General features: G+C 42.1%; 8 protein-coding genes. All 8 read left to right on the top strand.

From position 1 onward, the window contains the following. Positions 1-8: 8 nt before the first annotated feature. Complete coding sequence (locus AC6JAD_RS06565) at positions 9-2804, top strand: triple tyrosine motif-containing protein (protein ID WP_461304493.1); 2796 nt, start codon at positions 9-11, stop codon at positions 2802-2804. Positions 2805-3048: 244 nt separating this feature from the next. Then, positions 3049-6096 (top strand): SusC/RagA family TonB-linked outer membrane protein, encoded by a 3048-nt coding sequence (locus AC6JAD_RS06560; RefSeq protein WP_461304492.1) that lies wholly within the window; start codon positions 3049-3051, stop codon positions 6094-6096. Positions 6097-6105: 9 nt separating this feature from the next. Continuing rightward, a complete protein-coding gene (locus AC6JAD_RS06555; protein ID WP_461304491.1) occupies positions 6106-7575 on the top strand; it encodes a RagB/SusD family nutrient uptake outer membrane protein in 1470 nt (489 codons plus the stop codon). A gap of 10 nt (positions 7576-7585) precedes the next feature. Next, positions 7586-9610, top strand: coding sequence for a PKD domain-containing protein (locus tag AC6JAD_RS06550; protein WP_461304490.1), 2025 nt, complete (start codon positions 7586-7588; stop codon positions 9608-9610). 13 nt (positions 9611-9623) lie between these two features. Continuing rightward, a complete protein-coding gene (locus AC6JAD_RS06545) occupies positions 9624-11267 on the top strand; it encodes a glycoside hydrolase family 16 protein (RefSeq protein ID WP_461304489.1) in 1644 nt (547 codons plus the stop codon). A gap of 9 nt (positions 11268-11276) precedes the next feature. Then, positions 11277-13568: a beta-glucosidase BglX gene (gene bglX / locus AC6JAD_RS06540; RefSeq protein WP_461304488.1), complete on the top strand. Its 2292-nt coding sequence runs from the start codon at positions 11277-11279 to the stop codon at positions 13566-13568. Next, positions 13569-14327 (top strand): glycoside hydrolase family 16 protein, encoded by a 759-nt coding sequence (locus AC6JAD_RS06535; RefSeq protein WP_461304487.1) that lies wholly within the window; start codon positions 13569-13571, stop codon positions 14325-14327. 7 nt (positions 14328-14334) lie between these two features. Then, positions 14335-15144: a T9SS type A sorting domain-containing protein gene (locus AC6JAD_RS06530; RefSeq protein ID WP_461304486.1), complete on the top strand. Its 810-nt coding sequence runs from the start codon at positions 14335-14337 to the stop codon at positions 15142-15144. Positions 15145-15156: the final 12 nt, after the last annotated feature.

Below are 15156 nucleotides of genomic sequence, written 5' to 3'. Positions count from 1 at the left end.
TTAAGAGGTTGTCAAAGTATTTCATTTACACTTTTCTGTCACTGTTTTCGGTGATCATTAATGCGCAAGAGTTACCTCCTGTGATCCAATTTCCACCTGAAGTGTACGGCGCTGACAATCAAAATTGGATGATTTCCCAGGACAACTCCGGAAGTATTTTTGTGGCCAACACAAAAGGCCTACTTGAGTATAACGGTACTTCTTGGAATCTGTATCCTTCCCCAAATGAAAGTATAATTCGATGTGTTAAGGTAATTGGGGAGAAGATATATTCTGGCGCATATATGAATTTTGGGTATTGGTCGCGGAATGAATTGGGAACCTTGAACTACCATTCCCTTAGTGAAGAATTGAACGTTGATATTATAGATGATGAACATTTCTGGAATATCCTGGAGCATCATAAATGGGTGCTTTTCCAATCTTTAAACAGGATTCTAATTCTAGACACGGAAACCAATTCGATTGAGAGCATCAATGCAAACTCGGTCCTGACCAAAATGTACCCCTATAAAGACGATATCTTTTTTCAGGTGATGGGCGAAGGGCTCTATCGCATGGAAAATGGAAGGGGGGTTCTTGTCAATGAATCCGAATCGGCAAAGAACAACCGACTAATAGGGTTGTTCCAATTGGAGGAGTCGCCTGTTTTTATCTCCGAAAACAAGGGATTCTTCAAACTAATAGATGACCAGCTTCTCCCTTGGGATACCCCATCGGATGACGTTCTTTCATCACAGACCATATACAATTCCCTTCAAATGGAAAATGGGAACCTTGTGCTGGGAAGTATTGCCAATGGAATCTTCATTCTTTCTACTAAAGGTGAATTACTTTATAATCTTACCCAAGGCAATAGTTTAAGTAATAACACAGCTCTCAGTGTTTTTGAAGATAAGGATCACAATATATGGGTAGGTTTGGACAACGGTTTGAACTGCGTAAATATGGATGCTCCATTTCAAAATTATACGGACCCAAAAGGCAGATTGGGTACCACGTATGGTTCTGCACTCCATCAAGGAGCCTTGTACCTAGGCACGAACCAAGGTCTATTTTATAAGCCCTTAATGAGTTCTAGTGAGTTTGTACGCATAGAAGGTACCGAAGGACAGGTATGGTCACTTGTAGTAATTGATGATACGCTCTTTGCTTGTCACAATTCAGGAACATTTGTAGTGGAGGGGAATCAAGCCCAATTAATTTCAAATGTGCCAGGAACATGGGACATTAAAAAAGTCCCGGGTCGAACGGACCTTTTGCTTCAAGGAAATTATGAAGGGTTTCATACCCTACAAAAAAGTGACTCCCAATGGTCCTATGGCTCAAAGTTGGAAGGTTTTAACATTTCTGCGAGACAATTCGAATTTGCCTCTAATAATAAGGTGTTTGTAAACCATGAGTACAAAGGTGTATATGAGTTAACCCTAAATCCAGATTTTCGAAAAGTAACTCAATACTCCAAATTGGATAACCCAAAAAAAGGGGCCAATTCCAGTATCGTTAAATTTATGGATACCATTTACCATTCGAGTAGAAATGGTATTTTTTCTTATCATCCCACTTCCGAAGAGTTTATAAAAAATGAGTCCTTGAGTTCTATATATACCCAAGATGAGTTTATCTCAGGAAAGCTCGTGACCACTGGAGACAAACTTTGGGCTTTCTCTAAAAACTATTTATGGTTTGTTACTCAGGAGAAATTGGGAAAATCCTATCGCATTGAAAAGATCTCTATCCCACAGGAAATCCGCAATGAGATGGAGGGATACGAAAATATCGTACTATTTAATGATGACCAGTATCTTTTTGGCACCTCCAGTGGATACCTTATCCTAGATCCATACAAGAACCCCCTAACAGAATTGGATATTTCCATTCATAGGGTACAAAGCTCTCCCTTCTCCGGAGAAACCACCCTTCTTCCTATTTCAGGGAATCAAGTGCTTGCTTCAACGCGGAAGAATATTTCATTTCACTACCGTGTTCCCGAATACCAAAAATACCTAATTACGGAGTACCAATATATGCTCGAAGGAAGCTATGACTCATGGAGCAACTGGACGTTCGATAGCCAAGCCTCTTTCAGAAACTTAGAACATGGAGATTACACATTTAAGGTTCGAGCCAAAACAAATAATACCAATTCTAGAAATATTGCCTCCTATAGTTTCACTATTAAACGGCCTTGGCACTTATCTTATGGCGCCATTGCGGTTTACTCTTTCTTTGGGTTTTTGGTAGTTCTGCTAATTAACAGTCTGTACAAAAGATATTACAGAAAGCAACGGGAGCGTATTTTGGAAAAAACGACCAATGAGTTAGAACTTAAAGAACTGGCTGCCCAAAAGGAAATTATACAGTTAAAAAATGAAAAACTGAATCAGGACATCGAATCAAGAAACAGGGAACTTGCCATTTCTACCATGAATATGATTAGGAAGAATACATTGTTAAACCAAATTAAGAGTCAGCTTTCCAAGGAGCACGATCTTGCACAAAACAGTTCCGTTATAAAATTGATTGATGACAGTATTAATACAAAGGAAGATTGGAAGTTCTTCGAAGAAGCCTTCAATCATGCCGACAAGGATTTCTTCAAAAAATTGAAAGAATTACATCCAGATTTAACTCCAAATGACCTAAGGTTATGTGTATATCTCCGCCTTAATCTTTCTTCGAAAGAAATTGCTCCATTACTCAACATTTCCCCTAGAAGTGTAGAGATAAAACGTTACAGATTGCGCAAAAAGTTAGGCTTGGACAGGGAAACCAACCTTAACGACTATTTTATTGGTCTCTAAAGGCCACATCATTCGTATCAAAAAACACAACATCACTACAACATTCTTCTCTTTTTGATTAATTTTTCGCATTATCAATTAAACAATAATTTGGTTGATTTTTTGGTAAATCCCCATTTTTAGGGGTGTTTTAAGAGCATATCGTCAAATAATACATCATTTTATTGGCTTGTATAATTTTTGTATAACATAAAATTAACCTCATCATAACGTAACAAGGTATATTTCAGCAATTAATCAGCTTATGAAGAATTGCTTCTTTTTTTTATGTGCCTTCATTGTCTCATCCGTCTCTTTCGGACAGACAATTAGTGTGAGTGGAACCGTTCTCCAGAAGGGAACAAACGAACCCCTTTTAAGTGCCTCTGTGGTGCAAAAGGGAACCAATAACGGTGTAACCACAGATTTTGACGGAAACTATACCATTTCCGATGTCTCCCAGGGCGATGTGCTCGTTATCTCCTATCTCGGGTTTATAACCCAAGAAGTAAAAATTTCGTCTACCAATGCCATTACCACCTATTTAGAGGAAGATATTGCTTCTTTAGAAGAAATCGTGGTTATTGGGTACGGAGCTAAACGAAAAAAGGAGATTACTGGAGCTGTAGCCGTAATTTCTGCCGAAACAATCGAAGAATTACAACCCGCTAGGATAGAGCAAGCCCTACAAGGTCAGGTAGCTGGGGTTCAGATTACATCGCAATCCGGTTCACCTGGTAGTGCCTTGGATATTAGAATTCGGGGTATTTCTACCAATGGGGATAACAGGCCCCTTATTTTGGTCGATGGAAACGTAATTGAAGACTTGAGTGTTATTAACCCAGGGGATATCGAGACCATAAATGTATTAAAGGATGCCACAGCGGGTATTTATGGAGTTCGGGCTGCCAATGGAGTAGTTCTAATTACTACCAAGACCGGGAGGAAGCAGTCTCCCTTAACCTTGGAATATGATGTCTATGGAGGAATTCAGGAAACAACTCGAAGTCTTCCGGCATTAAATGCAACCGAATATGCCTTACTGGCCAATGAAGCTTTTGCGGCCAATGGAGAACCTATTGTCTTCAATAACATAAATGGTCTGGGCCGTGGAACCGATTGGCAAAAGGAAGTCTTTTCAAAAGCCCCAATTATTAACAATAGCGTGACCATTAGAGGAGGAACCGAAAAGTCTACCTATTCTGGTGGGGCTTCCCTTTTAACTCAAGACGGTATTGTTGGAGGTGATAAAGCCAATTTCACAAGATATACTGCCAGGCTAAATTATAATACTGATTTACTGGATAACCTAAAATTTAAATCCAGTCTATTATATACCGGGATCAAGCGGAAGACTCTACAGGAAAATGCCATTGGCTCTGTATTGTACAACGCTGTAAATATGGATCCTACCCTATTGCCACGAACCGAAAACGGTTTTACTAGGGCGGAAAACCTTCCCATTGAAGTTATTAACCCTTTAGCTCAAATAGAAAACACCTTTAACAGTACCAAAGTGGACAAGATTAGTGGTGTATTCGGTCTTAATTACCAATTCCTGAACAATTTCACCGCTGAAGTGAATTATCAGTGGAATTACTCCGAAGTACGCGGGCGATTCTATTTCCCAGTAGCCGATTTTGGGGTTCAAGGGGTCTCTGATAAGGTTTTTGATCGTGAAATAAGTGTTTTGGTTGAAAATACCGAGTTCTTTAGGGACTATACTTTTGATGCGTTTGTATCTTACCAAAACAACTTTGACGATGACCATAATGTAAATCTTACGGTAGGGACATCGGTATTCAAAACCACCGGGGACACTTACAGTTTTACTGGGATTGATTTACCCAATCTAAGTTTTGCACAATTAAGCATTAACGATGCCGAAACAGTCGAAGACAACTTCATAAACCGAAGTAACCGCGTATTCGATTCCCGCCTTCTATCCTATTTTGGGCGTCTACAATATGATTACAAAGGAAAATACCTGTTCTCTGCTGTTGTGCGTCGTGATGGCTCCACTGCCTTTGGTCCAGATAATAAGTTTGGTGTTTTCCCATCCTTTTCAGCTGGGTGGATTATATCGGACGAAGGCTTCATGGAAGATAGCAATACGTTCAATTTCCTAAAACTGCGTGGTTCATATGGAATCATTGGTAATGACAGAATCCCTGCATTTGGATTCGCCTCCCTACTCAATGGAGAAGGTGTATATGTGTTCGATGAAGAAAGGGAATTCGGAACGGCTATAGGAGTGATCTCCAACCCAGAAATTAAGTGGGAAGAGCAACAAACATTGGATATAGGGCTGGATGCACGATTTCTTCAGAATAAATTAAGCCTCGAAGTGGACTACTTCAACCGCGAGACAAAAGACTTGCTTCTTGTTGTTCAAACATCGGGTACCACGGGGTCTACTGCACCTGGATCTGGAAATCCATTGGCCAACGCAGGAACCGTAAGAAATACCGGATTGGAAATGGCCATCGGTTATAAAGGAAAATTTTCAGATAATTTCTCATTCAGTGTAAACTACAACGCCACTTGGCTAGAAAATGAAGTGCTAAGCGTAAACAATGGAATTGGATTTGAACCTGGGGGTGCTTTTGGTATCGGTCAGGAATTCCCTGCGCGTATGGAAGAAGGTTTCCCATTGGGTTATTATCACGGCTTCGAAACCGATGGAATTTTTCAGAATACCGAAGAAGTGAACAACCATCCTTCCCAAATTGCCTTGGGGGCGGAAGCACAACCTGGGGATATTCGTTTTGTGGATAAGAATGGCGATGGGGCCATTAATGAAGATGACAGAACCAATATCGGGGATCCCATTCCAGATGTTACTATGGGTCTCAACCTTTCTTTCGAATATAAAAACTTCGATTTTCAATCCTATTTCTTTGCCACACTGGGTAACGAAATTGTTAGGAATTATGAGAGAAACCATCCGCGAACCAACCGCACTACTAATTACTTGAACCGCTGGACGGGACAAGGAACTTCAGATTCCTTCCCTAGGGTAACTACGGGAGCTACCTCTAATTTAATCTTTTCCGATTTCTATGTAGAAGATGGTTCGTTCGTCCGAGCCCAAAACATGCAATTGGGGTATTCGGTTAGTGAGGAAGCGCTAAAGAGATTGGGAATAGACAAACTACGATTCTACGTGTCGGTAAGCAATGCCTTCACGCTAACAAAATATAGAGGATACGATCCTACCGTTTCAACGGGCGCACCTATTGGTGGTGGTTTCGATCAAGGACTGTATCCTACTCCAAGAACCTATTTACTTGGGGTTAACCTGAAAATATAAGATGTCGTCATGAAATTAAAAATCTTTTATACATTCGTTCTTCTCACTGTTTTTGCATGCAGTGACGATTTTGTTGATGTAGAATCACAGGATCAGAACTCAGAAAACTTCTTCAATTCTGAAGCAGACTATCAAAACGCACTTATCGGGGCCTATGACATGCTGCAATCTTCCTATCTCAATGTGATGGTTGGTGAAATTGCCTCCAACAATACACTTGCGGGAGGGGAAAATGCAACCGATGTGGTCGGTATTCAGCAAATTGATGACATGATACACACTCCCGTAAACCAACAATTAAGGGACATCTGGAGCTGGATGTACGCCGGGGTTAATAGGGCCAATTACATTATGGAATTTCAGGATAAAACGGATTTTCCAAATAAAAACAATGTATTGGCTCAGACTAGATTCTTACGGGCCTATTACTATTTCGAATTAACAAAGTGGTTCGGGGATGTGCCTATGGTAGTAGACCAACGTATTGATTTTGCACTGCAAACGCAATTGGACAGGACGCCAAGAGCCGAGGTGTATGCACAGATTGAGGCAGACCTTATCTATGCCTCTAATAACCTTCCATATACACAAGCACAAACGGGACGGATTACCAAAGGTGCGGCACTCGCGTTACTGGGTAAAGCATATCTATACCAAGATAAATTTCAGGATGCGGCCAACACCTTGGATCAACTCATTAACGAAGGTCCGCATAGCCTCATTTCCGATGTTTCCACACTATTCGAAAACGACAATGAAAATACAACGGAATCCGTATTCGAAGTACAATACACGGATGAAGAAGGCGCCGGGTTCGATTGTCTTCAATGTAGCGAAGGAAACGTGGCGGTTGGTTTTAATGGGCCGAGAAACTTCAATGGGCCGTTATTTGAATCCGGATTCAGTTTTAACGTACCTACTCAGGAGGCTTACGAAAGTTACGATGAAAATGACTTAAGAAGGGACATTGCCATCCTAAACATTGAAGCCTTCGCTGAAGCTAATCAAGACTACAACAACGGAGCTGGAGTTACATGGACGGAAGGCTTCGAACACACCGGATACTTTAACAGAAAATACATCCCGAGACAAGGAGACACCAATATTGGTGACCAAAACCTTACCAATCCCAATAATTATCGAGCTATTCGCTTCGCCGACGTATTGCTAATGGCGGCAGAAGCACATAATAGGGGAGCAGGAAACGATGCCATAGCCCTTAATTATGTAAATCAAGTACGCCAAAGAGCTGGATTGGGTGACCTTTCTGTGGGAGGGAATGACCTAACTCAGGCCATTTACCAAGAAAGAAGATGGGAGCTCATGGGCGAAGGCCATCATTTCTTCGATTTGGTAAGAACAGGACGTGCAGGTGGTGATATAGATGGTTTCATGACAGGTAAGCATGAGCTTTTCCCAATACCACAAATTGAAATTGAATTAACAGGAAATCGTTGGGAGCAAAATCCAGGGTACTAAAGAAAAAAGCATGAAGAAAGTAACACATTTCATTGGTATAGTTTGTATGATCCTTCTTTTCGCAGGATGTGCAAACGATGATGACTTGGGCCTAACCGCTGAGACTGCGGTTCCCTCTAATTTGTCCTTACAAATACAATTAACGCAAGACAACTCTGGGCTTGCTACCTTAACCCCGAGTGGGGAATCCTCTTCACTTTTCACCATAGATTTTGGTGACGGATCCGAAACAGCAGAAGTATCTCCGGGTAGCAGTATAGACCATATCTACGCAGAAGGTTCTTACGAAGCTAGACTAACCGCTCAAAACATCAATGGAGAAACGGCTGAGTTTGTTCAGCCTGTAGAAATATCATTTTTACCTCCAGAAAATCTTGAGATTACCCTAAATCGAGTAGCTGGGGATAATTTTTCTATTACAGTATCGGCCACCGCAGATTTGGCGGTAGGTTTCGAAGTGCTATTTGGTGATGTAGATGGAGAGATTCCATCACCCATGATGATTGGAGAAACACTTACGCACACCTACGCAGATGTGGGTGAATACGAAGTGACTGTAACCGCATTAAGTGGAGGTAGCCAAACCATTCAATCTACTGAAACAGTGCTCATCGATGATCCTATTGCTTTGCCTATAGATTTCGAATCTGAGACCGTGGACTATCTATTTACCGATTTTGGAGGTGGATTTGGTTCTGTGATTACAAACCCAGATCCATCAGGCATCAATGCCAGTGCTAACGTTGGGCAATTCTTCAAGGAAGCAGGTGCAGAGGTTTTTGCCGGTACCATTCTTAATCTTGGAGATCCAATAGATTTTAGCAGCGATACTTCCTTTAGAATGGATTCATGGTCGCCAGCTGCGGGTCTTACTGTAAAATTGAAAATAGAAAACGCAGAAGATTCCAATATCTCTGCTGAAATAGATGCCGTAACATCGGCAGTAGGGGCATGGGAAACCTTATTCTTTGACTTCTCCGCCATAGACCTATCCCAGGAATATTCAAGAATTGTAATCTTCTACGATTTTGGAAACCCTGGAGCAGACACTACTTTCTATTTCGACAATATTGCATTGACAACGGTAGCAACCGAGGCATTCGATCTTTTTGAAAACTTTGAAGGAACCCCTCCCGTATTTACAGACTTCGGGGATATTGGGGAAACGGTTGTCACTGCCAATCCTCAAATGGGTGGTGTTAATGAAACTGCCAATAGTGCCCGACTCACCAAGAACATAGGATCCCAGGTTTGGGGCGGAACCTTCTTTGAGCTCACCGATGCCCACATAGAATTTGCGTCCGTAAAGAAAATGAGGTTTAAATCGTATTCGCCATTTGCTGGAAAAGTGATAAAACTGAAATTGGAAAATGCCGATGCAAGTATCACTCATGAGGTCGATGTAAACACTACTGTCGCCAATTCATGGGAAGAACTGGTATTCAATTTTGCCGATGCCCCAGATGCACAGTACAATCGGGTGGTCGTATTCTACGACTTCGGAACTGAAGGCGATGGATCCGAATATTATTTCGACGAAATGGAAGTGGGCGAAGGCGCATTGGTTTCTACCTTGCCCTCAGGCCCTGTAGAGGATTTCGAAGGAACCGCACCCACATTTACCACTTTCGGAAATATTGAAGATGCCCAAGTGGTTGCCAATCCAGACCCATCTGGGATAAATAGTTCGTCCATGAGTGCTAGCCAAGTAAAAACGGCTGGCTCCGAAGTATGGGCAGGAACTTTCTTCGAGGTTTCTTCCCCATTGGACTTGAACAACTTTAGTAAGATAAATGTGATGACCCATTCACCTACATCGGGAATCACCATAAAACTGAAATTGGAAAATGCCGATGCCAGCATTACCCATGAAGTAGATATTGTAAACTCTGTTGCCAATGCATGGGAACAATTGAGTTATGATTTTAGTGGAGCACCCGCAGCAGATTATACCCGAATCGTCATATTCTTTGACTTCGGAACAGCTGGAGATGGCTCTACCTATTATTTCGATGAAATAGAATTAGCAAATTAAAAGCACTTGCGATATGAAGAAGATTATAAAAACCCTTGGAATTTTATCCCTTATTTGCCTAGTTGTGGCATGCCAAGAAGATGATACGGAGTTTGGTGCCATTGTCACACCATCCAACCTTACGGTGAATGTAGCCATAGCCGATGACCAATCAGGGAATGTAACGGTGACCCCAGATTCGGAAGGAGCCACCTTGTATCATGTGTTTTTTGTTGCCGAAAGTGATCCTGTAGTGATTTCTCAAGGACAACAAGCTTCTTATCGCTATACACAATCCGGACAATACTCTCAAGAAATTGTAGTAGTAGCCTTTGGTACCGGGGGAGCATCCAGTACACAAGCAGTTGTGATAGACCTGGATGTGATTTTGGAGATTGAAGCCGTAACGCTTCAGAATATAGCCGGTGATGCCAATGTTGGAAAGCGCTGGGTATGGGATGCATCCAATGCCGGGCATTTTGGTGTGGGCGATCCAGCAGTGGACTTTCCAAATTTCTTTAGTGCCTCACCCAATCAGTTAGATCCTTGCTTATACGATGACACCCTTATTTTTCAGCATGACGGACAAGGTAATTACTCGTTTCAACTTGAAACGGCAGGTTCTACCTTCATTAATTGGGCAGAAGTAAAACGCTTTTTCCCAGACGCCAGTCCCGGGGAATTTGTTGATGAATGTAGGGATATCAATAACCAACTGGCAACAGAAACGGAGTTTGTGATCGTAGAGGAGAATGGAACCTCTACCCTAACCGTGAACAATAGCACCATGTCGTATTGGTCCGGTGCAACTTCATACGAAATAGTTGAACTTACTGAAAATGTATTGACCATTCGTGGGCTTCAAGACCCTTTCGACCCACCTGGATCCCAGCTTGCCTGGTACCATACTTTTGTGCCAGATGACGGAACCCAAGAACCAGAATGTGACTCAGGTCTTACAGGTGATACTGGAAGCGGAAATATGGATGTTCTTGTTTGGGCCGATGAATTTAACGATGATGGGGCTCCCTGTTCCGAAAACTGGACCTACGATATAGGTACCGGAAATGGCGGTTGGGGTAATGGCGAATCTCAGTATTACACCGACAGAGCAGATAATATTATTGTGGAAGATGGTGTTCTGAAGATTACTGCCAAGACTGAGGATTTTCAGGGAAGTAGCTATACGTCTTCCCGTATAAAATCTGAAAACTTATTCGAATTTACCTACGGGAAAGTAGAAGTCCGAGCAAAATTCCCAACTGGTGCAGGAACATGGCCGGCCATTTGGATGTTAGGAGCCAACTTCGATATCATAGGATGGCCCAACTGCGGTGAGATCGATATTGCCGAGCATATCGGAAATGATCAAGACGTGGTATATGGGACACTCCATTACCCCGGTATGTCCGGCGGTAATGCTAACGGGGATGAAATCGACGTTCCCAATGCCTCGACCGAATTCCATAACTATTCGGTACAATGGGACGAAAATGAGATTGTAATTTCCGTAGATGATGTTCCCTATCACACTGTATTAAACAATGGAAACCTTCCCTTTAATGGAGACTTCTTCCTTATTCTAAATGTAGCCATGGGAGGAACTTTTGGTGGAAGTATAGATCCTGCATTTGTAGAATCTACCATGGAAATAGATTATGTAAGAGTATATCAATAAGCCAACACTATGAAAATCTTTGCCAGTATTTTAATCGCTTTTCTTTTTCTCTCCCCGGGGGAAAGAAACCAATCTTCTGAGACCCTCTCAGAAACAAAACCAGACCCTAGTGTTATAGAAAGGAAGGTAGACTCCCTACTAGCTATAATGACTCTTGAGGAGAAAATTGGACAAATGAACCAATACAATGGGTTCTGGAATGTCACGGGCCCCGCACCAGAAGGAGGCGATGCTGCCAAGAAATATGATCACCTGCGAAAAGGATATGTAGGATCCATGTTAAATGTTCGTGGTGTGGAACAGGTTAGGGCGGTTCAAAAAATTGCGGTGGAAGAAACCCGCTTGGGTATCCCACTCATTATTGGGTTCGATGTCATTCACGGTTACAAAACCATGGCCCCGATACCTTTGGGTGAAGCAGCAAGTTGGGATTTGGAGGCGATGGAAGCTTCTGCTCAAGTAGCTGCAAGGGAGGCCGCCGCTTCAGGCATACATTGGACTTTTGCTCCTATGGTCGATGTTTCCCGCGATGCACGATGGGGACGTGTTATGGAAGGTGCTGGAGAGGACCCCTATTTAGGATCCAAAATTGCTGCAGCTAGAGTAAAAGGATTTCAAGGAGATGATCTTTCCTCCGAAAAAACCATCATTGCCTGTGCGAAACATTTTGCTGCTTATGGGTTTGCAGAAGCTGGACGTGATTACAATACTTCAGATATTGGAACCTCTACATTATACAACACTGTTTTTCCACCATTTATGGCGGCTAAAGAAGCCGGGGTAAGGACATTTATGAACTCTTTCAACGATTTAAACGGCATTCCAGCTACAGGTGATAAATTTCTTCAAAGGGACATTTTAAAAGGCCAATGGGACTTTCAGGGTTTTGTGGTTTCCGATTGGGGATCAATTGGCGAGATGATCGCCCATGGATATGCGAAGGATGGAAATCATGCGGCAGAATTAGCTGTTTTGGCTGGTTCAGACATGGACATGGAGTCTTCACTTTATGTAGAGGAATTAGCCAAATTGGTAAGGGCGAACAAGGTAGATGAAGCATTGATAGATGATGCCGCTAGAAGGGTGTTGCGTGTAAAATACGAACTTGGGTTATTTGATGATCCTTTTAAATATTGCGATACCGAACGCGAGAAAAAAGAAATCAATTCCAAGGAAAACCATGATGCCGTTCTCGATGTAGCCAAGAAATCCATCGTACTTCTCAAAAACGAGGGCAATCTGCTTCCCCTAAAAAAATCGGAAGAAAAAATTGCTTTGATTGGACCCTTAGCAGCCGACAAAAACAGTCCTCTTGGAAGCTGGCGTATTGCCGCAGATGATAATACTGCTGTCTCTGTCTTAGAAGGAATGCAAGAATATAAGGGCAATGAGCTAGTCTATGCAAAGGGTGCAGACATTGCTAAAGGACCTACAAGTTTCATCATGGAGGTGGTAATAAATGAAGATGACAAAAGTGGTTTCCCTGAAGCCATAGCAGCAGCCAAAAGTGCCGATAAAGTAATTATGGTACTGGGCGAACTAGGTTTCATGAGTGGGGAAGGCAGGAGTCGTGCCCACATAGATCTGCCTGGGGTTCAATTAGACCTGTTGAAAGAAATTCATAAGGTAAATCCAAATATAATATTGGTATTAAACAACGGCCGTCCACTCGAATTAACATGGGCCGACGAGAATATTCCTGCCATAGTGGAAGCATGGCACTTGGGAAGCCAAAGTGGTCATGCCATCGCTCAGGTGCTGCACGGGGATTATAACCCCAGTGGCAAACTCCCAATGTCATTTCCCAGAAGTTTAGGTCAGGTGCCTTTATATTACAACCATAAAAACACGGGGCGTCCGGTAATTCCAGCTCCCAACTTGGTGTTTTGGTCCCATTATACAGATGAAAAAAATACGGCCCTGTATCCATTCGGGCACGGATTAAGCTATACCACTTTCAAATACAATAACCTCACTGTCGATAACCAATATGCCGCCAACGGGACTGTAACGGTTAGCGTAGAAGTGAGCAACACAGGAAAGATGGAAGGAAAGGAAGTAGTACAACTCTACATTAGGGATTTATATGCTTCTGTAACTAGGCCTGTGAAGGAATTGAAAGGATTCGAACTTGTGAACCTTGCGCCGGGTGAAACCAAAAAGATATCATTTCCACTTACCCAGAAGGAACTGGGTTTCTATAACAATCAAGGAAAATACCTTGTGGAACCAGGCGACTTCGAAGTATTTGTGGGTGGAACCTCAGCAACCGAATACAAAAAATCCTTTGAACTAAAGTAGATGAAACTCCTTTTCCACATATCACTATTAGCAGTGCTTGTTTCCTGCAACTCACAACCGGAATTATTGTTCGAAGATCAATTTGAAGGAAATTCACTCAACGAGGAAATTTGGAATTACGAGCTCGGTGATGGTTGTCCTAACCTATGCGGCTGGGGGAATAACGAAAGACAAGTGTACAACAAAAAGAATCTTCGTTTGGAAAATGGCTTCCTTAAAATTTCTGCCACCTATCAAGATTCCATCTATAACTCCAGTAGGATTACCACCAAGGACAAACTGGAATTTCAATATGGTACTGTTGAAGTAAGAGCTCAACTGCCCCAAGGTCATGGCCTCTGGCCAGCTATATGGATGCTGGGCAATGATATTGACACCAATAATTGGCCAAAATGTGGTGAGATAGATATCATGGAATATGTAGGTCGTGAACCTGGGGTTATTTATACCTCATTGCATACCCCTGCAAGTTTTGGCAACACCATTAACTCCCAGAAAACAGAGCTTCCGGGAGTAGAAGTTGGCTTTCATACCTATAAAATAAATTGGACCGTAGAAGCCATCGACTTCTACATAGACGATGCACACGTATATCACTTTTCGCCCCAAGAAAAAAATGACGAAACGTGGCCCTATGACAAGCCCTTCTATATGTTAATGAATATGGCCATTGGAGGGAATTTTGGTGGCCCCGAAGTAGACGACTCCATATTTCCACAAGAATTCGTGATCGATTATATAAAAATTTACAAACCCTAAAAACGCAATGATGAAAAAATACGCTTGCATACTGCTTTTATTAATTGCACCCCTAGGGTTTGCACAAATAAATCCTATCGATTTTGAAGACTCTGGCAATGGTGGGTTATGGACATGGACGGTATTCGAAAATGATACAAATCCTCCACTGGAAATCATCGCAAATCCAGACCCAACAGGTATTAACACCTCTGCAACCGTTGCTAAGTTTACGGCATTGCAAGCGGGACAGCCCTTTGCTGGCGTAGAATCCATGCACGGATCGGACATCGGAACCTTTTCATTATCCAGTGAAAATGCCATTGTAAAAATTAAGGTGTGGAAATCTGTTATAAGTGATGTCGGCATCAAATTCGCCACACCAGAAGGAGCTTCCACAGGAGAAATCAAGGTTGCTAACACCTTAATCAATACTTGGGAAGAATTGGCTTTCGACTTTACCCCTGTTATTGGGGAACCTTCTTCCAATGGGATAGATCAGATTATTGTTTTTCCCGATTTCAACAATCGCTCTTCCGATAATGTGATCTACTTCGATAGTATTACATTTTCCGATTCCATTTTAGGCAGCAATGACTTAGAAGAGAGCTCGATTTCATCTGCTCCCAATCCCGTCAATGATTCTTGGCATATAAAGTCCAATGAGGTAATAAATACTCTCACTTTGTATAATATATCCGGGCAACGCATAAAAGCAATTACGCTTAATGATTCGTCCGCAAATGTAGATTTGACCCAATTAAAAACAGGGATTTATTTTGTTGAAGTTACTTTTCAATCGTCCCGCAAATCCACATTAAAACTTCTTAAGAACTAGTTATACGCAATT

This window comes from Aureisphaera sp. (genome assembly GCF_059726885.1).
This window is presented reverse-complemented; position numbering and strand designations above follow the sequence as displayed.

What these genes read in the sequence shown, in the direction of transcription:
- AC6JAD_RS06560 (WP_461304492.1), top strand. Translation starts at nt 3,049, where the DNA reads ATGAAGAATTGCTTCTTTTTTTTATGTGCCTTCATTGTCTCATCCGTC.
- AC6JAD_RS06555 (WP_461304491.1), top strand. Translation starts at nt 6,106, where the DNA reads ATGAAATTAAAAATCTTTTATACATTCGTTCTTCTCACTGTTTTTGCA.
- AC6JAD_RS06550 (WP_461304490.1), top strand. Translation starts at nt 7,586, where the DNA reads ATGAAGAAAGTAACACATTTCATTGGTATAGTTTGTATGATCCTTCTT.
- AC6JAD_RS06545 (WP_461304489.1), top strand. Translation starts at nt 9,624, where the DNA reads ATGAAGAAGATTATAAAAACCCTTGGAATTTTATCCCTTATTTGCCTA.
- bglX (WP_461304488.1), top strand. Translation starts at nt 11,277, where the DNA reads ATGAAAATCTTTGCCAGTATTTTAATCGCTTTTCTTTTTCTCTCCCCG.
- AC6JAD_RS06535 (WP_461304487.1), top strand. Translation starts at nt 13,569, where the DNA reads ATGAAACTCCTTTTCCACATATCACTATTAGCAGTGCTTGTTTCCTGC.
- AC6JAD_RS06530 (WP_461304486.1), top strand. Translation starts at nt 14,335, where the DNA reads ATGATGAAAAAATACGCTTGCATACTGCTTTTATTAATTGCACCCCTA.